The following is a 25542-nucleotide window of genomic DNA, read 5'->3' as shown; positions in this document are numbered from 1 at the left end:
TCGTTTCTACCTTTCGCTTACGCAGAAATAACGCCAATCTCTTTGCCCGGTTTTCCCCTTCAAGGGCTTATAAATTGCTGTGCAGCCGGGTGTTCCCCTTCCGCACCTGTTCCCCCAGCGCCGCGATGGCGATCAGTGTTCCGATCAGCACGATGCCGGGAATCAGGATGATCCACCAGCTGTCGGAGAGCAGTGCATTCCGGGAGTCGGACAGCAGGCCTCCCCAGGACACCTCCGCCACCGGGAGTCCCAATCCCATAAAGCTCAAGGTGGCCTCCGTCATCATGGCCGCGCCGATGCTGCTCACCGCCGCGTACAGCACCGCCGGCAGAAAGCCCGGCAGCAGGTGCTTCCGAAGGATGTACCCGAAGCTGCCGCCCATCATCCGGGCCGCGGTGACGTAATCCGTCTCCCGAATCCGCCGCACTTCGTTTCGGATGATCCGGGCCATGGCCATCCAGCCCGTCACGCCGATGGAGAGGGCCAGAGACAGGTATCCGGATTTTCCGAAAATCGCCTGGAGAAATACCACAATCAGGATCTGAGGCACGCTGAGCATCAGGTCCGCAAAACCCATGAGTCCCCGGTCCACCCACCGGCGGCTCATTCCGCTGAGGGATCCGTAGACCATGGCGATGCCGGTGCTGATGGCCGCCGCCATCAGTCCGATGCACAGGCTGGCCCGCCCGCCGTACAGAATACGGCTCAGCAGATCCCGACCCATGGAATCGGTGCCGAACAGGTGATCTGCCGAAGGGGCTTGGTTGATGGCCGGTCCCATCTCGTTGGGGCCGTAAGGTGCCAGCAGAGGCGCCAGCAGCGAAGCGATGCCCACGACAGCCAATAGAATGATGCTCAGCCGGACGCCCGGGCCGAGGCGATTCTTTTTTTTATTCATAATCCACCTCCCGGAATTCCGCCGCATCGTCCCTCATTCTCGGATCGATGGCCGCACTGAGGACCTCTCCCAGCATGTTGCAGAAGATGACCAGGGCGCCGGTGAGCAGGGTCACCGCCATCAGCACGTTGAAATCTTTGTACAGGGCGCTTTCGAAGGCCAGGGTGCCCAGCCCCGGATAACCGAAGACCATTTCCACCACGTAGGTACCGCCCAGGATGTGGGGCACCGCCATGGTCATGGCCGGAATCATGCCCGGCAGGATGTTCTTCATGCAGTATCTTCGGAGGATTTTCTCCCGGGGAATGCCCTGGGATTTGTGCAGCAGCACGTAGTCCTTTCGGGTTTCCTCCACCAGCAGGTTCCGCACCATCAGGCCGTAGTAGCCCACGTGCTCCAGCACCAGCACGGCACATGGAAGCACCAGGTGCCATATGCGATCCGGCAGGCTGTGAGCCATACCGTAGGAATAGGCGCCGCCGGAGGGAAAGAGCCGGATTTTCACGGTGAAAAACAAAATCAGCAGCAGTCCCAGGAAGAAGGAAGGAATGTTTCCCGTCACCACGGCGATACGGGAGAGCCGGCGGTCCTTTCGGCTGCCCTCTTTCAGGGCACAGCTGCTCCCGATTCGGAAAGCCGGCAGAAAGGTCATCACGTAGGCCAGGAGTCCCAGAATGGCGGTATTTCCCGCCACGCTGCCCAGCACCGCCGTCACCGGCCGCTTGTATTTAAGGGAGATTCCCAGGTTGCCTTGGAACAGGTTCCGAAGCCACAGGCCGTACTGCACCCACAGGGACCGGTCCAGTCCCAGGTTCCGGCGCATGGCCTCTTTCTGTGCCGCACTCAGCCGGTCCACCCCGTCCCCGTACCAGGACCGCAGCGGATCTCCGGGGCACGCCCGCGCCAGAAAGAACACCACCAGCGACAGGACCAGCAGCAGGAACAAGCCCCGCACCAGACCTCCCGCCGCAGCACCGACCCGGCTCCGCCGGATGCCCGGATTCTTCTGATTTTCAATCCGGCTATTCATCCGCTTCCCCGTCTTCCCGAAGCAACTTCTCCAGCGCTTCGCGAGCCTGTTCGTAATTCTCAAAATGCACGGTGCGGAAGCCCAGTTCCCGGGCCGCCTGAATGTTCTTCCCGTTATCGTCCACGAAGACGCACTCCTCTGCCTTCAGCTCATACTTCTCCAGCAGGATGCGGTAAATCTCCGGCTCCGGCTTGATGCGGTGCACCTGATAGGAAAACACGCCCCCATCCAGGTACGGCAGGAAATCCAGTGTATGTGTGCTTCGCTTTCGCACATGTTCCGAATAGTTGGACAGGAACAGCACCCGGTATCTCCGGGCCTTCAGATCCTCAATCCACGGGATGGCGTACTCCTTTCGCTCCGTACAGCATCCCACCCGGTCAAAGGCGACCCGGATTTCCTTCTCCCGTTCCGGCGCCCGGGCGATGAACCGCGCCAGCACCTCTTCCTCCGACCAAATTCCCCGGTCCATCTCGTTCCAGATTCCGCTGCCGAAGGTGGCATCGGTCACCCGGGCTTCCACCTCCGGATTGCCGAACAGTCGGTGGACGTAATCCTTCCACTCGAAGCCGATCAGCACTCGCCCGATATCGAAAATAACTGTTTTTATCATATCATCGCCTCGTTTTCTTTCCCGGTGCTTTCGCCGGCCCTATGTTACCGTTCTGCCAGGTACGCCAAAGCATGGGGAACGTAGGCCTTCACGTGAATGCCGTCCCCCTCGTATTTTTCTTCCAGCAGCTGTCCGAATTTCCGAATCTGTTCCAGAATGCCCATCTCCGAGTAGGTGAGCACCGTGTTCACGTACACCCGAGATTCCCGAACGATTCGTCCCAGCTCTTCAAACATCTCTTCCAAGCCCAGGTTCTTTTTGGCGGAAATCATCACCGATGCATCTGCCTGAAAATCCTGCCTCTTCTCTCCTTCCGGAAGCAGGTCCATCTTGTTCCACACCGTGATTAGCGGTTTGCCCACCACGCCAAGCTCCTTCAGGGTGTCCAGCACCACCTTCCGGTGCAGTTCCCACTGAGGGTTGGATGCGTCGATCACGTGCATGATGATGTCTGCGTATTTTGCCTCTTCCAGCGTGCTTCGGAAGGCGTCCACCAAATGGTGAGGCAGCTTGTTGATAAAACCAACGGTATCCGTCAGCAGCACCGACTGTCCGTCCGGCAGCACCGCGGTTCGGGTGGTGGGATCCAGTGTGGCAAAAAGCTTGTTTTCCGCCAAGATGCCCGCATCCGTCACCTTGTTCAGCAGGGTGGATTTCCCCGCGTTGGTGTATCCCACGATGGCCACGGTCATGGTGGCGCTTTCGGACCGCTTTTTCCGGGTAGTTTCCCGCACCCGCTTCATATCCTCGATCTCATCGGACAGCACCTTGATTCGCTTCTGAATCACCCGGCGGTCCGTCTCCAGCTTGGTTTCGCCCGGTCCCCGAGTACCGATGCCCGCACCCAGCCGGGACATGGCTTCTCCCATTCCCCGGAGGCGAGAGGCCCGGTATCGCTGCTGGGCGATTTCCACCTGAATCTTTCCTTCCTTTGTCTTGGCGTGAGCCGCAAAGATATCCAGAATCAGCAGGGTCCGATCCAGCACCTTTGCCCCGATGGCTTCCGACAGATTTCGGAATTGGGACGGGGTCAGTTCATCGTCACAGATGATTCCGTCCGCTTCTTGCACCTCCAGTATCTCCCGAATTTCCAGGGCTTTGCCGCTGCCCACATAGGTGGCCCGCTCCGGATGGTCCAGGTTCTGCACCACCATGGAGGAAACCTCTGCGCCGTCGGTGCGCACCAGTTCCCCCAACTCCTCTAGGGATGCCCAGGCCGCCTCTTCCTCGCCGGTGGCTACCGCCACCAAAATATATTTTTCTGTCTTTTCGATTTGTTCCATATCCTATTTCCCATGTTCCGCTTCGGTGTCGGTTCTAGCCCCAGCTCTGGCCGATGCCCTTCTCCACCGCTTTATCGTAAATGACCTTTGCCGCCACCAGATCCAGAGCCGCAATGCCCACGTTCTCAAAGACGATGATCTCGTCGTCGTTCTCTCTGCCGGCCACGGTGCCGTTAATCACGTCTCCCAGGCTTCCCAGCACGTCGCTTTCGGAAATGATGCCCTCTCGAATCGGAATCAGCAGGTCCCCGCTTTCCGCCATCACCGCGTCTTTGGAGTCGCAGATAATCTTAGCGGTTCTCGGCAGCACCGCCGGATCCAGTTCGTGCTTGTGCGGTTCGTAGGTGCCCACGCAGCTGATGGTGCAGCCCGGTTTTACCTTGGTGCCGTCAAATACCGGCTCCGAAGATCCCGTTACCGTAATCAGCAGGTCTGAATCTTCCACCGCTTCGTCGGCGCTGTCCGCCGCATAGATTCGGGTGCCGAATTCCTTCAGTTCCTCCTGCATCTCCGCCGCAAAAGCCTCTCGCTTCTCCTTGTTCCGGCTGTACACGGCCACCTCTTCCAACTTTCTTGCCGTCAGCATGGCCTCCAGCTGGCAAGCCGCCTGTCCGCCGGTGCCGATCATGGCCCCCTTGCGGCACGCCTTCTTTCCCAGAATATCGAAAGCGGCTCCCGATGCCGCACCGGTGCGGGCTTCCGTCACGTAGGTGCCGTCCAGGATGGCGCGGATGTATCCCGTCTTACCGTCGATGAGCAGCACCTGCGCCGGAGAGGTCTTCAGCCCCTGTTCCGGGTTGTGGGGAAAAATATCCACCACCTTCAGCGCCGCCGCATCCAGTCCCGGTGCGTAGGCCGGCATGAACACAAAGGATCCGTCATATTTTCCCGGAATTACCGTGCGCAGCGGATTCTCCACTTCTCCGTCCACCACGCTCTTGTAGGCCACCTTGTTGCCCTCGATGATATCTGCCATGGTTACGACTTTGCGAATGTCTTCTTTCGATAGTAACAGCATTTTCTTTTCCTCCTATAAAACCATATTTCGTTACGCCGGCCTCTGCCGGTTTTCCATCGCTTGAACCGCTGCTTTGGCCGCGGCGGTGGCATCGTCCGTATAGATATCCGCGCCGATGCTGTCGCAGAAATCCTGAGTCACCGGGGCGCCGCCTACCATGATGGTCACATCCTCTCGGATACCCGCTGCCTTGCAGCCTTCCACCACCTTCCGCATCTCTTCGATGGTGGTGGTGAGGAGCGCGGAGCAGCAGATGATATCGCACTTCTCTTCCTTGGCGGTGCGGACGAAGGTCTCTGCCGGCACATCGCTTCCCAGGTCAATCACGTCAAAGCCGTTTCCTTCCAGCATGATTTTCACCAGGTTCTTTCCGATGTCGTGCATATCCCCCTGTACCGTGCCGATGCACACTCTACCCAATGATGCGCTTGCATCGGCTACCAGCATGGGCTTCAGCAGATCCAGTGCTGTGGTCATGCATTTTGCCGACATCAGCATTTCCGGGACGAACACCTCTCCCCGGGAGAAGGCATTGCCCACTTCCGTCATTCCGGTAATCAATCCCTTGTTCAGAATTTCCTGAGGCGCATATCCCGCATCCAGGGCTTCCCGGCACACCTTCTCCATCCGGTTCCGGTTTCCCTTCATCAGCACGTCCGCCACCTTTCCCAGCGGGCTCTTCCGAACACTGTCGGACACCTTCTGTTCCCCGTGAGACGCGGATTTATTTTTGTCCGTGGAAAGGGCATATTTCTTTCCCGTCACCGGATAGTTGTAGTGCCGGAAGTGAAGCTCATTGTTGTACCGGGCGATTTCCTCGTCGATAATCGGATCCACGTGCTTGAAAATGGTGCCGCTCAGCCCATATGTGATGGATGGGATGAAGTGCTCCAGGGATCCGTTCTGCTTCAGCATCTTGCGCATGTATTCCCGAATTTCCTCTTCCGTGGCATCGCTCCGGTCTATCTCAGCGCCCACGCCGCCCATGACGATCATTCGGCCGTCCAGGTGGCGCACCACTTCCGGGATGTTGTTCTCCGGCAGGATTCCCTGCCAGCACTGAATGCCGATTTCCACCATATCATCCAGAATCGGCACCAGATAGGAATCGGAGTGGTGGATGGCGATGCATCCCGCATCCCGAATCTCTCCGTAGAACTTCCGATACGGTTCCTTAAAGAATTCCCGCCAGATTTCCGGCTTCATGAACAGCTGGTTTTTCGCACCCCAGTCGTCGTGGGAGAAGATGACGTCCGGCTGCAATCCCTTAATCAGCATCCGAACATATTCCAGGCGGTAACTGAGGATGTAGTCAATCAACTCGTGCATCTCCTTCGGGTGCTCGTAAAAATTGGTCAGGGTGTCTTCGAAACCCATCAGGAAGTGGCACTGTTCGAAGATTCCGGTTCCCATAAAACCCGCCAGAAGGCGCTGATTTCCCGCCTTTTCCCGCTGGATTTTTCGGAATTCCTCCCAGCCCTCTTGGCAGTTGCTTTTAATATCCGGTGCGTGGACCTCCTCTTTCCATCGGGTAATGTCCTTCAGCACCGTGGCTTCCTCCGAGTGATACGGGATGGTGCCCGGCGCATCTTCCGGGAAAAGAATGGTCACGCCCCAGCGGTCGATGGTCCGAGATCCCCGAACCTGACCGGCCCGAAGGTACCGGCTCACCGGATCCCCCAGCGCCATCTGCAGAGCTTCATACTGGTCCAGCAGGCGCTCCGGCCGCCCCTCTTTCTTCAACAGTTCCAGAAATATTTCTTTTGGTGTCATTTTGCGTTCTCCTTTGTCCCTAAAACAATCCCTTTTCTAGTCAATCAGTACCGCAGCGGAATAGGTGATGGTGCCCGGCCCGTAGTCGTACCGAAGTCCGGAGGCTTTTGCCACATCATTTACCAGCAAGCCGTAGCCCTCCATGGAAGTGAACATTTCCTCCGGATGGCGGCAGGGCCGGTCCGGATAGGTGCACTTTCGACACAGGGTACAGGCCCCCGTTCCCATGGGAAGGCAGTCCGGATATCCGTAACGAATCTGCCGCACCAAAGTGGCAAACCGTTCCTTGTGGCGTTTCTCTGCCTGTAAAATTCCCTCGCTGTCAAAGTCGTGGGCCATCTGCCCCGTGGTCTGTACCAGGATCCCCCGATGATACTTCTCCGTGCGCCGACGGCTGCGTTCCAGATCCCCCACCGCCGGCGGGCAGCTCCACCGGGTGCCGTAGGCCCGGCAGCGTCCGCTTGAACACATATCCCGCACCTCCGGCCGGAAGTCCAGCGCCCCCATATTCAGTTCTCCGGCGTGGTCGAATCCCACCTCCAGTGCCAGCTCGATGAGCTCCTCTGTTTTCATTTCCCTACCCCCTCGGTATAATGATTCATTATACCATTTTTGATATTTTCTTGACACCTCCAAAACCCTCTGCCTATAATATTAAGAAAAGATTTTATAGGGACAAAGAGACAAGCATAAAGGAGCATATTATGGAACTTCATTTTCCGATTCTGCTGGACGGCGCCACGGGGACCGAGCTTCAAAAACGGGGCTACCGGGGCGGCATCAGCGCGGAGCAGTGGGTGCTGGAGCACCCGGATGCCATTACGGATTTGCACAACAACTACATCGAAGCCGGAAGCGACGTGCTGTACGCCCCTACTTTTGGGGCCAACCGGGTCAAGCTGGAGGAGTACGGCGTCTTCAATCAGGTGCCGGAGTACAATCGACGTCTGGCAAAAATAGCATTGGATAATGCCGAGGGGCGCGCGCTGGTGGCGGGGGATATCTCCCAGACCGGCAAATTTCTAAAGCCTATCGGAAACACCACCTTCCGAGAGATGCTGGAAATCTATCGGGAGCAGGCGGAAGCCCTGGAGGAAGCCGGGGTGGACCTGTACGCCGTGGAGACCATGACCAACCTGGCGGAAGCCCGGGCGGCGGTGCTGGCCATCCGGCAAATTTCCGATAAACCCATCATGGTGTGTTTTACCTGTGAGGCCAACGGACGCACGATGATGGGCAACGATATTGCGGCAGCGCTGGTAATCCTGCAGAACATGGGCATCGATGCCTTCGGGCTGAACTGCTCCACGGGGCCGGATCAGATGCTGCCCCACATTCAGCGGCTGCAGAAGTACGCGGAGGTGCCTCTTATCGCCAAGCCCAATGCGGGCATGCCAAAGACGAAGAACGGGGAGACCTACTACGACTGCGGTCCGGAGGAACTGGCGTCCTACGTGAAGGATCTGGCGGCCGCCGGCGTAGGCATTTTCGGGAGCTGCTGCGGCTCCACGGAGGAGCACATTCGGGCGATTCACCGAGAGCTTCAGAATGTGGAATTCCTTCCGCCTCACCCGGATTTTCAGGGCAAAATCCCTCTGGCGACGGAGAAGAATCTCTACCTCCTGCCGACGGATCTCGAAATCGGCAAAATCTATCCTTGCGATGAGCACCTGGAGGATTCCTGCGAGGAGGCAGAGGAGGACGACGAGGCTCTCTTCATGACGATTGAACTGAAAGCGGAGGAGGAGCTGGATCACCTGGAGGACTTCCAATACGCCATCTCGCTGCCGCTGTGCATTCTTTGCAATGATGCGTCCCTTCTGGAGCAGGCGCTGGAAATTTATCAGGGCCGGGTCCTCTATGCCGGCGATCTGCCGGAGGAGGAGCTTCTGCCGCTGGCCAACCGCTACGGACTGGTAATCTAGGGGGCTTGCCGGACGAGCGGGCCGCGGCGAATTTGTTTTTATCGCTTGACAAGGTTTTGCGCCGGTGCTAAAATCTATGATTATAAAAATAAAACGATGACGAGGACAGTACGCTTGTCGGGAGAATCTTACAGAGAGGGATAGCCGGTGAAATTATCCCAGATTCGGACTTGCGGAACACCACCTCCGAGTGGCACTAATCCTGCCCGCCGGCCGCGTGAAAAGCCATAATGAGTGCCGGGATTTTCCCGGAAGATGGGTGGAACCACGAATACGAAATGTATGCGTCCCTTCTGACAGTATATCTGCGGAAGGGACTTTTTGGTACCTTCCGTTTCAAGAAGGAGGAAACCAAATGATTATTACTTTGAAAGACGGAAGTACCCGTGAATACGGAGAACCGATGTCCATCTACGATATCGCGAAGGATATCAGCGAGGGTCTGGCCCGTGTTGCCTGCGTGGGCGAGGTGAACGGTGAGGTGAAGGATCTGCGTACCGTAATCGACAGCGACTGTGAGCTGAACATTCTCACTTTCGATTCCGATGCGGGCAAACACGCATATCGCCACACCTGTTCTCACGTTCTGGCGGAGGCGGTGCTGAACCTGTACCCAGAGGCAAAGCTGGCCATCGGACCTTCCATCGACACCGGATTCTACTATGACTTCGACATGCCGCCGCTGACCCGGGAGGACCTGGACAAGATCGAGAAGGAGATGAAGAAGATCATCAAGAAGGGCGACCGTCTGGAGTACTTTACACTGCCGAGGGAAGAGGCGATTCAGATGATGAAGGATCGGGAAGAGCCGTACAAGGTGGAGCTGATTGAGGATCTGCCGGAGGGCGAGACCATTTCCTTCTACCAGCAGGGTGATTTCATCGAACTGTGTGCGGGTCCGCACCTGATGAGCACCAAGCAGATCAAGGCGTTCAAGCTGACTTCTTCTTCCGGTGCATACTGGAGAGGGGACGAGCACAACAAGATGCTCACCAGAATCTACGGAACCGCGTACACCAAGAAGGCGGATCTGGAAGAGTATCTGGAGTACCTAGCAGATATCAAAAACAGAGACCACAACCGTCTGGGCCGTGAGATGGACCTGTTCACTACGGTGGATGTAGTGGGTCAGGGCCTGCCGCTGTTCATGCCGAACGGTACCAAAATGATTCAGAAGCTGCAACGCTGGATTGAGGATCTGGAGGATTACGAGTGGGGCTATGTTCGTACCCGTACTCCGCTGATGGCGAAGTCCACCCTGTACAAAATCTCGGACCACTGGTACCACTATAAGGACGGTATGTTCCTGCTGGGCTACGATAACCTGGAGGATTTGAACAATGCGGAGGACGCTTCCCGTGAGATTCACGGTGTTCAGGACCTGAAGATGATTGAAAACGATGCGGACAGCGATGTATACGCACTGCGTCCGATGACCTGCCCGTTCCAGTACTATGTGTACAAGGCGCGTCAGAAGAGTTACCGCGATCTGCCTTACAGAATGGCGGAGACTTCCACTCTGTTCCGTAACGAGGATTCCGGCGAGATGCACGGACTGACCCGCGTTCGTCAGTTCACTATTTCCGAGGGTCACCTGGTGTGCACTCCGGAGCAGATTGACGAGGAGTTCAAGAACTGCGTTCGCCTGGCAAAATATTGCCTCACCACTTTGGGTTTGGAGGAAGATGTAACCTATCGGATGTCCAAGTGGGATCCGGAGAACTCCGAGAAGTATCTGGGAACTGCGGAGGATTGGAACCGCGTAGAGGATGCCATGAGAACCATCCTGGATGAAATCGGTCTGGACTACACCGAGGCGACCGGCGAGGCAGCGTTCTACGGTCCAAAGCTGGACATTCAGGCCAAGAACGTATACGGCAAGGAAGACACCATGATCACCATTCAGCTGGATATGTTCCTGGCAGAACGCTACGATATGTACTACATCGATAAGGACGGTTCCAAGAAGCGCCCGTACATCATCCACCGTACTTCCATTGGTTGCTACGAAAGAACACTGGCATGGCTCATTGAAAAATATGCGGGCAACTTCCCGACATGGCTCTGTCCGGAACAGGTTCGCATCCTGCCGATTTCCGACAAGTACGATGACTATGCGGAAAAGGTATTCCGTGAACTCCGTCGTAACGGCGTCGATGTTCACGTGGATCACAGCACGGAACGTATCGGCTATAAGATCCGTAAGGCACAGATGGAAAAGATTCCGTACATGCTGGTTCTGGGTGCCAAGGAAGAGGAAGAAAATGCCGTTTCCGTTCGTTCCAGATTCGCCGGTGACGAAGGCAGCAAGCCGCTGTCCGAATTCGTCCGCCAGATTGTGGAAGAAATTGAGACAAAGGCGATCCGGAAAAAAGAAGTAGAAGAAAAATAAGAAATGGGACTGTAAAATAAGTCCGCAAATAAAGAAGCGCCAGTTCCGGCGAATGCCGGTTCTGGCGTTTCTTTGTACTAATCTTTCTGTTGATGATTGGTTATGCATGTTTATTGTAAAATATATTACTGTTCTACCTTCTTTCTCCGCGCAAACAACCATGCACACAAACCAACGAATACGCTTGTAGCCCCGATTAATATTGGCCACACCGGGATTGGACAGACGCCTTCACGAATGAGGTGGAGTCCCCGGTATAGTGTGTACACTCCAAAGATGGAGAATATTACGAATGCAAGACTGTTCAGAAGTCCGTCCGGCGTCTTGCTTTTCAGCAGATATCCCACCATCATCCCCAGGATATCCGCTGCGAACAATCCAAGAGAACAAGCAAGCCAAACGATAAACGCCGCACTCATTCCCTCATTTGCACCAAAGGTGATGGCAGTAAGCTGCGTCTTGTCTCCCAGCTCTGCCACAAAGAATGTGCAAAAGACAGCCAGTGGCGCGAACTGAATTCCGGATTTCGCATTTTCTTCCTCTTCATCCTCATCCCCCGCAATGGTAGATGCAGCGAAATAGAGAAATGCCAGTGCAGCAACAATCTTAATGACCCAATCTGGGATAAATTCACTCACCAGTCCACCTGCCAGCACTGCAAGTCCATTCAGCACGAGAATCGCCACCGCAGTTCCCAGTATAATGTCCTTTAATTTGTACTTCGAGTTAAGCGCAATCAGCATCAGCTGCGTCTTATCCCCCATCTCTGCAATGAATTCCGTCAAAAAAATTTTAAAGAATAACACCATTCATTCTCCTTCAAAAAACACAAATGCTCGAATCCGAGAATCCGAGCATTTGTGCGTTCTTTATATTTGCCTTAAGTTAAAGTCTTACAACTAGTCTTTAAATTAACCCCAGAAGCTTGTGAGCTGTCCATAAACTACCATTGCCAGGAAGATCGGTCCAACCCACTTGATGCAGAAGTTGTAGAAGCCTCTGGACTTGAACTTTCTGGTTCCGCCATTGCTGATTTCATCATCCAGATATCCAGGTACAAACCAGCCAAGCAGGATTGTCATGATGAGACCGGTCAGCGGCATCAGGATACCTTCTGCGATGCAGTCCCATACGTCCAGTACATCCGGCTGTCTGAACAGGCCGCGGAATGCTACGAAGAATGCATTCTGGCTTGTGCCCAGTCCGTCAGCTGTGGTCAAGAAGTTACCAATCCATGCCATGATTGCCATGACAACGGTAACCTTTACTCTGTTTGCGCTCTTTCCGGCCTTCACTCTGGAGTCCAAGATTGCGGAAATACCGGCTTCCATCATTCCGATGGAAGAAGACAGTGCTGCGAAGAATACCAGCAGCCAGAACAGCAGCTGGAAGATCTTTCCGGCAGTGCCCATGGATGTGAATACGGTTGTCATCGATACGAACAGCAGTCCAGGTCCTGCGGATGGCTCCAGACCGAATGCGAATACAGCCGGGAAGATAGCTACGCCAGCCAGAACCGCTACCAAGGAGTCACCAAAGGTGATGATTGCTGCGTTGGATTCCAGGTTCTCCTTCTTATCCAGGTAAGAACCGTAAGCAATGATACAACCGGACGACAGGGAGAGCGAGAAGAAGCACTGTCCACCTGCCGAAGAGAGTACACTGAAGAATCCCTTTGCACTTCCCCAAGCGCTCAGATCCGGGCTGAACAGGAACTTCAGTCCAGGGCCTGCGCCAGGCAGTGTGCAAGATCTTACTACTACGATGAGCAGCATGAAGAACAGCAACGGCATTGCTACCTTACAGAACTTCTCGATACCGCCGGATACACCACCGAATACGATAACCATCGTCAGGAGCAGGAATCCTGTCATCCATGCAACGGAGTTTCCGGTGTTGGTCAGCAGTCCGCCGAACTGTGCGCCCGGATCTGCAGTGTTCAGAACACCCTTACCGAAGAGCGCCAGAATGGAGTCTCCCAGGTACTTAGTGATGAATCCACCGAATGTGCAGTAGAAGCAAATCAAGAGCCAAGGAACGATGGTCTGCAGAACACCGTTGAAGGTGAATCTGTGATCGGCTTCCTTGTAAGCCTCGATTGCCGCCTTCTGAGTCTTACGACCGAGAGCCATCTCGGAGAGCATCAGAGGGTAACCGGTTACAATTGCCAGAATTACGTACAAGAGCAGGAAAGCGAATCCGCCGTTCATACCCATCTTGTAAGGGAAGGACCACAGGTTACCAAGACCTACGGCCGATCCAAGTGCTGCCATCAAGAATCCAAAATTGGAATTAAATTGGCCTTTTTGGTTTTCTTGTTCCATTTCAATACCTCCATACAAAAATGAAAACGACACATATAAGAACTCTGTATAAGACATTATACCTTTCGGACTAAATCGGAATAATCACTCTATTGGTTAATCCGCCCTATACAATTTATGCTCAAAGTATATCACCTGTTCTTCACATTCGCAACATATATTCTGTATATTTAGTTAAAGCGAGAAAACTTTTTACAATTTTTAATACTGGCGGAAACCTATTGAACAATAGGGTTTTAGAAATTTGTACGATTTTAAAAGCAAAATTTCGTTATTTTATTGTCGTACTTTTTTAAAACCGCTATATATTGTGTTTTCTTTTCATTTTTAAATCAATATAAACGCTCATATTTGCCTGATTGTTGATTAATTATCCATTCAACCAATTTTTAGTATAAATTGAAAATTTTTTCCAGCCCACTTTTCAACTGTTCTTTTTTGCTATCATGTTTTTTTATACCGACTTCGGTATAATCATTGGTCTATCACTGCGGGAAAATGCGGCCAACACTGCGTATAACAGAAAAACACCGCCTCCGAAACCGAGACGGTGTTTCCCCTATATAATATAGAAATTAGTGTTTTAAGTGTTTTTATTCTGCTTCCAGCTTCTTACCGGCCTTCAGTTCCTTTCCGGAGAACAAAGCAGCATCTTTCTTCCAGAATGCACCCAGACCGCAGCCGATCAGTGCCGGGATGACCCAGCCCAATCCGAAGGATGCGAACGGAAGGTTGTCGATGAACGCAATCGGATGTCCGGAGGTGCTGATGGTGCTCAGGATGCTGGTAATCAGCGCCACATAGGTTCCCACACAGATGACGTGATCGTTATCCGTAATTTTTTCCACATAGGCACCCAGTACCAGTACGATCAGCGGCGGGTACAGAATGTTCAGCACTGGTCCCGCGATGGCGATGATCTGGCTCAGTCCGAAGTTGGACATGGCGTAGCTGATGGCAATCAGAGCGATTACAATCTGCTTATACTTCAGCTTTCCGTGGGTCAGCTCTTCAAAGTAGTCTCCTACGATGGAGCTGAGTCCTAGTGCGGTGGTGACGCAAGCCAGGATTACGATGGTCGCCAGGGCGTATACGCCGTATTTTCCCATCAAGTGGTAGGTAATCGCTACCAGCAGGCCGGCCTGGTCCAGTCCGGCATATTCCGGAATACCGGATGCGGTGGAGCCCAGATACGTCAGTCCGCCATACACGATGGCCAGCAGCGCTGCGGAAATGAGATCCGCGCCGACGATCATCTTTTTAACGTCTTCGTGTTCCTTGTAGCCATAGTTGTACGCAGCGGTAATCAGCATGATGGTAATCAGCACGCCGCCGATTCCGTCCAGTGTCTGATATCCGTTCTGAATGCCGGATGCGATAGGAACAATTTCCTCCGGGGAAACGGAAGCGCCCAGCGGATTGATGATTCCGATGACAATCAGGAGAATCATCACCGCAAGCAGACATGGGGTGAGGTAATTACCGATAATGTCTACTACTTTCGATGGGCGGATAACCAGACCCAACGTAATCAGGAAGAACACCAGTCCGTAGAGCCACAGCGGAACGCTTGGCGCGATGGTCTTGAATCCCAGCTCATAGCTGGTAGCCGCGGTTCGCGGAATGCACACGCACGGTCCCAGACAGAGCATGATGGTGGTAAGCAGTACCTTTCCCGGCTTCGCTCCCATCTTGCCAACCACTCCGTCTACGTTCCCTTTTCGGTTCAGCACTACCGACGCAATCGCAATTGCTGCCAGTCCCACGTCCATGATGAAGAATCCCATGAATCCGCTGATCCAGCTGCTTCCCGTTTCTCTTCCCAGAAACGGCGGGAAAATCAGATTTCCCGCACCGAACTGTGCGGCAAACAATGCAAGTCCCATACACAGGGTTGCAGAGAACTTACTTCTTTTCTTTTCCATTTTTTCACCTTACCTATTAATACATATAACCAATACGCACCTACTCTACCATGAAGAAATGTGTTTTAAAAAAGAATTCTTTTCATCTTGCAAGCACTTTTTTTCATGTTTTGACATACTAAACCAATTTATTCTATTGTTTATTATTTTTTATCCGTTATAATAAGAATGAGAGGTAAAGGTTATGGATATTCAAAAATTAGACTATTTTTTGACAGCAGCAGATACCGGGAATTTTACCCAAGCTGCCGACCAATGCAGAATTGCGCAGACAACCATGAGCAAGTACATTGCCCAACTGGAGAGCGAATTCAATTGCAAGCTGTTCTACCGAACCAATAAGGGCTGTGAGCTCACCGACCAGGGACAAATTTTCTACGAAAAGGCGCTGGTCATGAAAAAAGATTATGCCAACCTGGTGGCCGCCCTGAAGCAGGATCATTCCCGGGATTTGAACCTGGGGCTGGACGGTTCGCATTTCTACGTATCCCTCTTTACGGATTTTCAAACCGCCTATCGGGACGTAAACCTGAAAGCCGCCTTCGGCAGTGAAAAGGAATTGGTAAGCGATCTGGTACACCAGCGACTCCACGCCATCGTCATGCCGGACAACATCAGCGAAAAAGTTCGCTCCTATCCGGAAATCCGCAGCATCGACATTCTAAAGGCCCTGGACTACCTGGTTTTTCCGCCGAATACGGTACGCCACTTCGGTTCCATCGAGAAGGCGATTGAGAACCTTCCCCTGATTACCAAATCCGTGGATGAAGAGTATTACGAATACTGCCGCACCAATCTTCACAAAAAATACGGCACAACCTTCCACGAAGTTCGGGTCGCCCGCAGTCAGGATGTACAGACCATGATGCTGGCTCTGTCCCAAGGTTTTGCCATCCTTCCCCTTTCGGAAGTCGACGCAGACAGCGACTTTGAATGTTTCCCGCTGGGAGAAGAATTCGTGGAAATGCTTCAGCTCTTCTACAGCACCAAATACATGAACGACCCTCTGCGGAAGCTCATCGAATTCATCAACCAGCACGGCATCGTCACCTGTTAATTCATCTCATAAAAAAACCGGCAGGCGCTCCACTTTCGTGAAGTGCCTGCCTTTTCGTTTTGCATCCATTTCCGGGGGGACCGGAAATCGGGTTCGTCAATGGCCGAGGAAAAACTCTTTTTATAAACTTTTAGTCGAGATTCACATTTGCCTTCAGATTTTCAACCTTCTTGCTCTGCGGCTTCGGAAGGAATGCGCCTACCACGCATCCGATTACAGCCGGAAAAATCCAGCCCAGACCATCTGCCGCGAACGGCAGCTTTGCAGCCATGTCGGAGATTGCGCCCATCGGCAGGGTTCCCGCCAGGCTGGCCAGCAGGGATACATATGCACCCACGCATGCAGCCATATCGTTCTTTACCACCTTCTCCAGCAGCGTCATTACTACCAGAACGATCAACGGCGGATACAGGATGGACAGGATCGGTCCTGCCAGCGCGATGATGTTGCTCAGTCCGAAGTTGGAGAGAATATAGCTGAATACAATAACTGCGACAACGGTGTGCTTATACTGCATCTTTCCGTCGGTGAGATCCTTGAAGTAATCACCTACTACTGCGGAAAGTCCGATTGCGGTGGTCAAGCAAGCCATCAGTACGATGATGGTCAGCGCGATTACGCCATAGCTGCCCAGCAGTTTGTTGGTGATTGCCATCAGCAGCGGAGCCTGTTCCAAATTCTTATATTCTGCGATACCGGAAATGGTGGAACCCAGATAGGTCAGTCCGCCGTATACCAGAGCCAGTAAAGTTCCGGAAATCACTGCAGAACCGCTGACAGTCTGACGAATTTCATCCTTTGTGGTATATCCGTAAGCACATGCCGCAGTAATCATCATCAGTGTCTGCGGAACGCCGCCGATACCGTCCAATGTCTGGTATCCGTTTACGATACCGTCGTGCATCGGGGATGCGTTTGCCAAGATTGCGGCCTCGTCGATCGGATTCACGATACCGATCACGATCAGCAGTACCATTACTGCCAGCAGAATCGGTGTGAGATAGTTTCCGATAATATCTACTACTTTTGTCGGGCGGATTACCAGAAGCAGTGCGATTCCGTAGAAAATAGCACCGAATGCCCACTGCGGAAGTCCCGGAATCAGCAGCTTAACGCCCATTTCATAGGTGGTTGCTGCTGTACGCGGAATTGCGATCAGCGGTCCCAGGCAGATGATGATAGCGGTTACCATCGCTTTTCCCGGGATACGGCCCATTTTTCCCATAACGCCGTCAACGCCGCCCTTCTTGTTGGATACGGTTGCAATAATCGCTGCTACCGCCAGACCAACGTCCATCAGAAAGAAGCCGATGAATCCAACGAACCAGGAAGAACCGGTGTCTCTTCCCAGGAACGGCGGGAAAATCAGATTTCCGGCACCGAACTGTGTTGCAAACAGCGCCAGACCCATGATGATAATGGCGGAACGCTTGCTTCTTGTCTTACCATTCTGTTCCATAATTTCAATACCTCTCATACTTTTCATCCCCGCTTCTCCGGGGATGTACCTAAAGCACTCTTTCCTTACGGTACAGATGTTAACATATTCACAATTCCTTGAAAAACGAATTATTCCTATGGGTATAGCACTTTTTTTCATGTCGCCCGATGTTATGTGTTCGTTTTGTAAAAATATTCTTTCCGCTATTCCTATATTCTACCGATACCCTCCATTCCGCACGGTGGGCTATTCGTAGCGGTCCTCCGAATCTGCTTTTACCAGGTCGTAAATCAGTGGGTCTCGAATCAGATGCCGCCACACCGTAGTGGTGGCCTTCACAAAATCATCATTCAGCGGAAGGGTCTCTTCAATCAGCGGACAGGCGTACGGTACCTCCGTATCATCATAAATCATGATGAGCTCGCCCTCCTCCGTCAAATGGGGCAGCAGCGGAAATGTCCGGCACTGAATGGGCCGCAGCGCTCTTTGGCAGTGCGGGGGATTCATGCAGTGCAAAAAGAACACCTTCCCCTTCCAGGATTCCGGGAATTCGAACTCTTCTGTGGATTCTTCCGTCCACCGATAGCCCTCGCCTTCCCGGCGGTGGATTTTGTCCTCCCCCGGCAGCAGGTAGATGCCCATTTCCATATCCGGCTCCGATTCCACCATACAACATGCGGCACCGCAAAGGGTGCCGCAGTCGTAATCCACCGGAGATACCCGGTCCAGTAACCGATATATTGCGCGATAGGTGCGCTTCCTAATTGTGGATTTAATCAATTCTATTATTCCTCATCGTCATCGTCGTCATCAAAATCCAGTTGAGCGTCGAAGAAGCAAATAATGTCTTCTACCACTTCATCCTTCAGATCTTCGTAGTTGTGGATTTCGTGGCGGTAACCCGGATACAGCTTCGTCTCTACGGCATGTCCGCTTTCCGTCAGCCAATTGGATACCTGATACACTCCTTCGCCATACTGCCCCACCGGGTCCTGGTCGCCGGCAATATTGAAGATTGGGAGTTCTGTCGGAACATTTTTCGCCCAATCCGCTCCGGTAATGGCGGTAATCATCTGACAGAAGTAGAGGAAGGACCGATTGGTGGTCGGCTTTGTGAAAGCGTCAAACGGGTCGTGGGCGTGGTCGTACTGAACGCAAGGATCTGTGCAAATCCACTCGTTGCCCAGTTTAATCTCTTCATCGCAGCGGTCGAACATCCAGCCCATCACCACATTCGGTGCTTCGGTGGCCGGATCCTCTCCGTGACCGGCTGCCACTTCTTTTTCCAGGAGATCGATTCCTTCTTCTACGTGCGGGAATACGCCGCTGGTGCCGCAAAGGGTTACGCCGGTAAGTTCATCGCCGTATTTGGTGATGTAATCTCGCGCGATGAAGGAACCCATACTGTGGCCGAACATGAAGTACGGAAGATTCGGATACATTTCCTTGACCAGGGTGGTGAGCGTGTGCTCGTCCTCCATCATGGTGCGGAAACCCTTGTCGCCCCAATCGCCCCAGGTGTCGTTCACCATGGCGGTTTTGCCGTGACCTACGTGATCATCGGCCGCGACGATATAGCCGGCCTCCATAAAATTCACGATCATATGGAAATATCTTCTGGAATGCTCTCCGAAGCCGTGCACCAGCTGAATGATTCCGCATGGCTCTGTTGCCGGAACGTAAATCCAGCCTTGCACATCATCTCTCTCATTAAAGGATTTAAAACTTACTTCATGTAACATCGTACACCTCCCGACACGGGGCTTTCACCCGGTCTGTTTTTTTATAGAGCAATCCGGACACGGCATCTTTCGATCGTGTCCGGATTAAAATCGATTAAAGCACAGATGTGCTGTCAGTTCTTATTTGTCGTATTCGTTCATCCACTTGATCAGCTCAACGCAGTAATCATCGTGTCTGTCTACGAATGTGGTGTGTCTTGCATTTTCCCAGAGAATCCACTTGGTGTGCTGGATTCCGTCTGCCATGGTCTTTGCAACCAGCGGGGAACACAGATCGGAGATACCGCTCATGATCAGGGACGGTACTTCGATTTCAGGCAGTCTGTCGATATACTCGAAGTCTCTCAGTGTACCGGACGGTACGAATTCGTTCGGGCCCCATCCATACAGATATGCTTCGCCGCCGCTCTTCTTTGCTCTGGTGCAGCACTCCGGAAGATCTTCTCTCCAGTATGTGCAGTATCTGTCCATATAGTGATCTACTGCCTTCAGATAATCTTCGCCGGTGAAGTCTTCGGTTTCCAGTGCGTGGTTGATGGCTTTCTGATCTGCCTCATCCATCATCTTAATTCTTCTCATACCTTCCTTTGCCCACAGGCTGCTGCTTGGGTGACCGGAGGAGATGATGAAGGATTTTACGCCCTTTGCACCACGCTCAATTGCGTATGCAATCTGCATCATACCACCCCAAGACTGACCGATGATGTGACACTTATCCAGACCCAGATGCTCTCTCAGAGCATCCAGCTCGTCCAGCCACAAATCCTGTGTCCACATTTCAGGATGTCCGTCCAGGTAAGAATTTCCGCAGCCAAGCTGGTCGTACATTACGATCATACGATCATCATCGTCTGCTACGTTGTCCAGTACTTCGAAGTAGTTGTGGGTGGATCCCGGACCACCGTGCAGGCAGATCAGCGGAGCCTTTCCGTTGTCCTTCTGCTCACCAACGATTCTGTAATACGTCTGATAACCTCTGAACGGCATGTAACCTTCTGTAATCTTTGCCATTTTTTTAACTCTCCTTTGTAAAACAAATGCCGCAGCCCGCAGACCGCGGCACCCTTATCATTTCCGTTTTATTCCCTCGGAAGTGTCTGCCGAGGCGAACTTTGTTTTATGAACAATTATTCTCCGTCCGGAACAACGATGATTTCATCCTTCGGATACTCGTTGAGCACTTCGCAGCCATCTTCGGTGATGTACAGGATGTCCTCGATTCTTACGCCGATGCCCTCGTCATAGAGATAGATTCCCGGCTCAACGGAGAAGCACTGTCCCGGTACGATGATTTCGTCGTTCGCCAGGGATACGTCACCAACCTCGTGGTCTTCCAGACCGATGGAGTGACCTGTTCTGTGTGTGAAGTATTCACCAAAGCCCTGCTCGGTGATGTAATCTCTTGCAGCCTTATCTACGTCGCTCATCTTGTTGCCCGGCTTTGCTGCTGCAATACCTCTCTTGTTGGCTTCCAGAACGATGTTGTAAATCTGCTTCTGTCTCTCGCTTACTTCGCCGATGAATACGGTTCTGGTGATGTCGGAAGCATAACCCTTCCACATTCCGCCGATGTCCAGGACAACGGAGTCGCCGTGCTTACCCTTGCTATTGTCGGTGATATGGTGCGGATCTGCGCCGCCCTTACCGTATGCAGTGATTGGGTCGAAGGACATGCCGCTAAAACCAACTTCCTTGCACAGTTCTGCAGTCTTCTGGTTCAGCTCGATTTCAGTGAGGCCCTTTGCAACCCATGGAATCAGTTTATCCATAACCTGATCGATCTTCAGAGCGGATTCCTTCATGATCTTGTGCTCATCTTCACCCTTAACCTGTCTAACTTTATCAATTACGCATGCGTTGTTTACGAAGGAGCTGCCTGCGCCCAGTTCCTGAAGTCTCAGAACGAATCTTGCCGGCCAAGTCTTGTCGATACCCATTGTCTTCTCTTTGTCGACGAAACGGGACAGAATCTCTACGCCGTCCTCCACGTCATCGTAATAGGTAATCTCCACGCCAAGGTCTTCCACCTGTGGGAACAGCTTGTTCAGTACGAAGTGAACGGTACCGTCAACATTGATGTACAGCGCACCCATTCTTTCGCCGAAAACAAATGTCTTGTCCAGCAGGTAGTACAGTGCGTACTGGTCGGAAACGAGCATCTGAGGGATGTCTTTTTCCTTCATCTTGGCAATGGTTCTCTCCAAACGATCTTTTTTCAACATGATGTAATCCTCCATTTCTTAAATCTTTCCGGATTGTTCCGAAAACAACATCCACAAATCATTATAGCACGACCGCCGGCACTTTGATAGAGAATCTACAGTTATTATATACTTTCTTTTTATAAAATAATTATTTTCTAAATTCCAAGTGTCCCAGTGGTCCGGCGGTGCAGAGCTGCACCGGTCTCTCGTTCGCCGAGAGTGTTGGATTTCTAACTAGATGGCTCTGGTGTACTCCTTGAGCCATTCCTTCTCTTCGTCGGTGAGGAATGGGCTAACCTTCTCGTAGCAATCCTTGTGGTAATCGTTGAGCCATTCTCTCTCGGAGCGTGTCAGCTCTTCCGGATCGATACCGTCCAGGTCAATCGGTACGAAGTTCAGTGTCTCGAAGTGCATGAACTGACCGTACTTGTTCTTCTCGCCCTTTACGGTGAGCAGGTTGTTCTCGATACGGATACCGAAGTCGCCTTCTTCGTAGATTCCCGGCTCATTGGTTATAACCATGCCTTCTTCGAACTGGTGATGCTCATTCTTGGACGGAACGATGTACCAGCGGAATCCGGTTGGCGGTTCGTGAATGCTGCCCAGATAACCGAATCCATGTCCGGTTCCGCACTGGAAGTCCTTGTTCAGATCCCAGATTGGCTGTCTTGCCAGTACATCCAGGGACCAGCCGTGGTTTCCGTACAGGAAGTTTGCCACGCTCAAGTGCTGCATTGCTCTGTATACTGCGGTGTAGTATTTCTTCAGCTCCGGTGTGATATGGCCCAGAACGGTGGTACGGGTGATATCGGTGGAACCTTCATAGTAGCCGCCGCCGGTATCGGTCAGCAGCATGCCGCCTTCTTTCAGCGGAACATCGGACTCCTCTGTCGGGGAGTAGTGCATCATTGCTGCGTGTGCACCAAATGCCTGCAGAGGTTCGAAGGAATCCCGAATGTATCCTTCCTGTTCAGCGCGGAGGGATGTCAGCTTATCGGATGCGGACAACTCGGTGATCTCCATCTTGTCGTAATTCTTTTTAATCCAGTACATGAACTTGGTGAGGGCAACGCTGTCCTTCAGCTCTGCTTTCCGGATGTTTGCGATTTCCACTTCGTTCTTCATGGCCTTCATCAGGATGGTTGGGTTGGCACCTTCTACCACCTTGCATGGCAGGCTCTTGTAAAGTGCGTAGTTCATCTTCATCGGGTCGATGAGAGCGACTTCGTCTTTACCAATCTTCTTGGCATCTTCGTAGATGTCATTATATGGGTGAATCTGAACGTTGTTCTTCGCCAGTTCTTCACGGATTCTGTCGTTCAGTTTGCTCTCGTCGATGTACAGGTGTGCATCGTCTTTGCCAACGATTACATAATCCAGAACCAGTGGGAAGAAGTCAATATCGTCACCACGGAAGTTCAGCAACCAGGCATTGTCATCCAGAGATGCAATCAGGTGTACGGTAGCACCGCATTCTGCCATCTTTGCCCGAACTCTTGCCAGTTTGGATGCAACGTTCTCGCCGGTGTACTTGTCTTCCAGGAAGAAGCATGGCTTCTTGGACTGTTCCGGACGGTCGCTCCAAATCTGATCGATCAGATCTACTTCGTACTCGATGGTGATGTTCTTTGATCCCAGAACTTCTTCGTATTCCTGACCTTCGCCCATGGAGAGCACACGGCCGTCGAAGGCAACCTTGCCGCCTTCCGGAATCTGTTCTGCCAGCCACTCGGTAGTGGATGGAGTGTCATCAACGAACATCTTCATCAGACGGACGCCGCTGCCTTCCAGTTCGGTCAGTGCCTGGGTGAAGTATCTTCCATCCGTCCACAGACCGGCATCGTTCTGTGCGATAACAGCTGTTCCATAGGATCCACTGAAACCGGTAATGAACTGTCTGGCTTTGAAATGTTCGCCAACATACTCGCTCTGATGGAAGTCTGCAGTCGGAACGACATATGCGTCGATGTTCTGCTCTGCCATCAGCTTGCGAAGCTGTTCAATGCGCTTTGCAACTTCTGTCATTTTGTTTCCCTCCTTAATAACACGCGGTAGAACTCCGGAGCATAGACCGTGTTCTATACCTAGTCAAAATTGTAACACTTTCAATAAATAATTCAACCGGTCCGGCTACTCAAAAAATTAATACTTCCCCCAGAATGCTCTTGATTTTTTTATGGATACAATTTTAATTTTCGGTTGAAATTGCCGGAAAGGGCTTATTTTTCACTTTTGAACCGGCTATTCCTACTAAATTTCGATTTGAACGGGGCGGCAGAACCGCCTGCCGGTAGGGGCCCTACGGGGAAGAGGTGAAGGCCCGCCGGGAAGAAGGGGCCCTTCGGGAGAAGAGGGGCAGGCCCGCCGGGAAGAGGGGCCCTTCGGGGGAAGAGCACGCCCTGTTGGCGTGCCCCGACGGTGGGATAAGGGGATGTCGGCGGGGCGGCGCCAACATGGGCCGGCGCCGGGTGAGATTTGAGGCGCCCTGTTGGCGTGGCCCGACGGTGGATCAAGGCTTTGCCGGCGGGGCGGCGCCAACATGGGCCGGCGGCGAGCGGGATTCGGGGCGCCCTGTTGGCGTGGCCCGACGGTGGGATAAGGCTTTGCCGGCGGGGCGGCGCCAACATGGGCCGGCGCCGAGCGGGATTCGGGGCGCCCTGTTGGCGTGGCCCGACGGTGGATTAAGGCTTTGCCGGCGGGGCGGCGCCAACATGGGCCGGCGGCGAGCGGGATTCGGGGCGCCCTGTTGGCGTGGCCCGACGGTGGATCAAGGCTTTGCCGGCGGGGCGGCGCCAACATGGGCCGGCGGCGAGCGGGATTCGGGGCGCCCTGTTGGCGTGGCCCGACGGTGGGATAAGGCTTTGCCGGCGGGGCGGCGCCAACATGGGCCGGCGCCGAGCGGGATTCGGGGCGCCCTGTTGGCGTGGCCCGACGGTGGATTAAGGCTTTGCCGGCGGGGCGGCGCCAACATGGGCCGGCGGCGAGCGGGATTCGGGGCGCCCTGTTGGCGTGGCCCGACGGTGGATCAAGGCTTTGCCGGCGGGGCGGCGCCAACATGGGCTGGCGCCGGGTGAGATTCGGGGCGTCCTGTTGGCGTGGTCCGACGGTGGATCAAGGCTTTGCCGGCGGGGCGGCGCCAACATGGGTCGGCGGCGAGCGAGATAAAGGGAGAAAGTGATGTTGACGCCCTTGTTTTTCCGCCTCATGCATCAACTCCACTTTCAGAGTTAATGCATGAGTACCCGTTTTTCCATACCATGCATCACTTCTAATTATTTTTATACTGTTTTTCTTCTACTTTGCTTTCAATCAGGTAATAAAGTGATGCATAAGCAGCTGTTTTCAGCATTCCGACATCACATCTTGCCATTTCCGCCGGGCATCTTTTCTCTAATCTGCCCGGCGACCACAACAAAATGATGCAGGAACCTCTTTTTTCCGCGTTCCTGCATCATTTTCCCGATTTTGTCCCGGCGGCCCGACTTAGACTCGGGCCGCTCTTAGATGAAAAGAGATGCGCGAAGGGCTTTCACGGCCTTCGTGCATCTCTTCCCATCATTAGAAATTCCAAAAGGAAAGAATTGACGACGAACACCCCATCTTCCCCCGTTCGTCGTCAATTCTAATCATCTTCTCATGCCGCCTGCTCTAATTTGCATTCGGCCCACAAAAAATTGACGACAGACCTTCTGTTCCGGGTAGTCTGTCGTCAATCTAACGATTTCTTCACGCTTTATGCTCTAATTTAAGTTAATCCTGAGTCAAAATTCCCTTCATTTAGCCCGGATTTGGTGAATTGAAAAAGTAAGTTCCAGTTCAGCCAAAAAACTTTCCGCTTTGCAAAAGTAAATTCTGGTAGGGGGCTAAAATTAGAGTAAAAAGCGAAAATACCGTACAAATATGGCGAATACGGAAGG

Annotated in this window: 20 protein-coding genes; 4 read left to right on the top strand and 16 right to left on the bottom strand. The window is 53.0% G+C overall.

Annotated elements, in window-relative coordinates:
• Positions 1–67 precede the first annotated feature (67 nt).
• From FYJ65_RS02775 to FYJ65_RS02740, 7 genes are read right to left on the bottom strand one after another with little or no spacing between them, the layout of a single operon-like run.
• Positions 68–898 carry an ABC transporter permease gene (locus FYJ65_RS02775; protein WP_154553833.1) on the bottom strand — a complete coding sequence of 277 codons (831 nt, stop codon included), beginning with the start codon at positions 896–898 and terminating at the stop codon, positions 68–70.
• A complete protein-coding gene (locus FYJ65_RS02770; protein ID WP_154553832.1) occupies positions 891–1928 on the bottom strand; it encodes an ABC transporter permease in 1038 nt (345 codons plus the stop codon). The genes FYJ65_RS02775 and FYJ65_RS02770 overlap by 8 nt, the downstream gene beginning before the upstream one ends.
• Positions 1921–2541 (bottom strand): HAD family hydrolase, encoded by a 621-nt coding sequence (locus FYJ65_RS02765; RefSeq protein ID WP_154553831.1) that lies wholly within the window; start codon positions 2539–2541, stop codon positions 1921–1923. The genes FYJ65_RS02770 and FYJ65_RS02765 overlap by 8 nt, the downstream gene beginning before the upstream one ends.
• A gap of 44 nt (positions 2542–2585) precedes the next feature.
• Entirely contained in the window at positions 2586–3824 is a 1239-nt protein-coding gene (hflX, locus tag FYJ65_RS02760; RefSeq protein WP_154553830.1) for a GTPase HflX, read from the bottom strand.
• Positions 3825–3858: 34 nt separating this feature from the next.
• Positions 3859–4842 carry an ornithine cyclodeaminase family protein gene (locus tag FYJ65_RS02755; protein WP_154553829.1) on the bottom strand — a complete coding sequence of 328 codons (984 nt, stop codon included), beginning with the start codon at positions 4840–4842 and terminating at the stop codon, positions 3859–3861.
• A gap of 30 nt (positions 4843–4872) precedes the next feature.
• Positions 4873–6615 (bottom strand): cobalamin-dependent protein, encoded by a 1743-nt coding sequence (locus FYJ65_RS09630; protein ID WP_235898182.1) that lies wholly within the window; start codon positions 6613–6615, stop codon positions 4873–4875.
• Between the two features lie 36 nt (positions 6616–6651).
• A complete protein-coding gene (locus FYJ65_RS02740; protein WP_154553828.1) occupies positions 6652–7188 on the bottom strand; it encodes a DUF2284 domain-containing protein in 537 nt (178 codons plus the stop codon).
• A 131-nt stretch (positions 7189–7319) separates the two neighbouring features.
• Here FYJ65_RS02740 and FYJ65_RS02735 point away from each other — a divergent pair, with 131 nt between their 5' ends.
• The 3 genes from FYJ65_RS02735 to thrS all read left to right on the top strand — a co-directional run bounded on the left by FYJ65_RS02735 (position 7320) and on the right by thrS (position 10932).
• The gene (locus FYJ65_RS02735) at positions 7320–8540 is read left to right on the top strand and encodes a homocysteine S-methyltransferase family protein (RefSeq protein WP_154553827.1); all 1221 of its coding nucleotides are present in this window, start codon (positions 7320–7322) and stop codon (positions 8538–8540) included.
• Between the two features lie 230 nt (positions 8541–8770).
• Positions 8771–8899, top strand: coding sequence for a hypothetical protein (locus FYJ65_RS09745; protein ID WP_268890077.1), 129 nt, complete (start codon positions 8771–8773; stop codon positions 8897–8899).
• Positions 8896–10932, top strand: coding sequence for a threonine--tRNA ligase (thrS, locus tag FYJ65_RS02730; RefSeq protein ID WP_154553826.1), 2037 nt, complete (start codon positions 8896–8898; stop codon positions 10930–10932). Before FYJ65_RS09745 ends, thrS begins: the two co-directional genes overlap by 4 nt.
• Positions 10933–11057: 125 nt before the next feature.
• Here the strand turns inward: thrS and FYJ65_RS02725 are convergent, their stop codons facing one another.
• The 3 genes from FYJ65_RS02725 to brnQ (FYJ65_RS02715) form a co-directional block, all read right to left on the bottom strand.
• Positions 11058–11717, bottom strand: coding sequence for a TMEM165/GDT1 family protein (locus FYJ65_RS02725; protein WP_235898181.1), 660 nt, complete (start codon positions 11715–11717; stop codon positions 11058–11060).
• 126 nt (positions 11718–11843) lie between these two features.
• Positions 11844–13256: a sodium-dependent transporter gene (locus tag FYJ65_RS02720; RefSeq protein WP_154553824.1), complete on the bottom strand. Its 1413-nt coding sequence runs from the start codon at positions 13254–13256 to the stop codon at positions 11844–11846.
• 593 nt (positions 13257–13849) lie between these two features.
• Entirely contained in the window at positions 13850–15181 is a 1332-nt protein-coding gene (gene brnQ, locus FYJ65_RS02715; RefSeq protein ID WP_154553823.1) for a branched-chain amino acid transport system II carrier protein, read from the bottom strand.
• A 184-nt stretch (positions 15182–15365) separates the two neighbouring features.
• On the opposite strand from brnQ (FYJ65_RS02715), the gene FYJ65_RS02710 reads away from it, so the two are divergent.
• Complete coding sequence (locus FYJ65_RS02710; RefSeq protein ID WP_154553822.1) at positions 15366–16238, top strand: LysR family transcriptional regulator; 873 nt, start codon at positions 15366–15368, stop codon at positions 16236–16238.
• A 130-nt stretch (positions 16239–16368) separates the two neighbouring features.
• On the opposite strand, the gene brnQ (FYJ65_RS02705) is transcribed toward FYJ65_RS02710, so the two are convergent.
• The 6 genes from brnQ (FYJ65_RS02705) to FYJ65_RS02680 form a co-directional block, all read right to left on the bottom strand.
• Positions 16369–17724, bottom strand: a complete 1356-nt coding sequence (brnQ, locus tag FYJ65_RS02705) for a branched-chain amino acid transport system II carrier protein (RefSeq protein ID WP_206157291.1) — start codon at positions 17722–17724, stop codon at positions 16369–16371.
• A gap of 201 nt (positions 17725–17925) precedes the next feature.
• Positions 17926–18459 carry a hypothetical protein gene (locus FYJ65_RS02700; protein ID WP_154553820.1) on the bottom strand — a complete coding sequence of 178 codons (534 nt, stop codon included), beginning with the start codon at positions 18457–18459 and terminating at the stop codon, positions 17926–17928.
• A 5-nt stretch (positions 18460–18464) separates the two neighbouring features.
• The gene (locus tag FYJ65_RS02695; protein ID WP_154553819.1) at positions 18465–19421 is read right to left on the bottom strand and encodes an alpha/beta fold hydrolase; all 957 of its coding nucleotides are present in this window, start codon (positions 19419–19421) and stop codon (positions 18465–18467) included.
• Between the two features lie 120 nt (positions 19422–19541).
• On the bottom strand, positions 19542–20432 hold the full coding sequence (gene pepI, locus FYJ65_RS02690) for a proline iminopeptidase (protein ID WP_154553818.1): 891 nt from the start codon (positions 20430–20432) through the stop codon (positions 19542–19544).
• 116 nt (positions 20433–20548) lie between these two features.
• Positions 20549–21658 (bottom strand): M24 family metallopeptidase, encoded by a 1110-nt coding sequence (locus tag FYJ65_RS02685; RefSeq protein WP_331469430.1) that lies wholly within the window; start codon positions 21656–21658, stop codon positions 20549–20551.
• 201 nt (positions 21659–21859) lie between these two features.
• A complete protein-coding gene (locus tag FYJ65_RS02680; RefSeq protein ID WP_154553817.1) occupies positions 21860–23650 on the bottom strand; it encodes an aminopeptidase P family N-terminal domain-containing protein in 1791 nt (596 codons plus the stop codon).
• Between the last annotated feature and the right edge of the window lie 1892 nt (positions 23651–25542).

It is taken from the genome of Mogibacterium kristiansenii, assembly GCF_009695905.1.
Lineage (GTDB): Bacteria > Bacillota > Clostridia > Peptostreptococcales > Anaerovoracaceae > Mogibacterium_A > Mogibacterium_A kristiansenii.
Note: the sequence above shows the minus strand (reverse complement) of the source record. Positions and strands in the feature narration are given on the sequence as shown.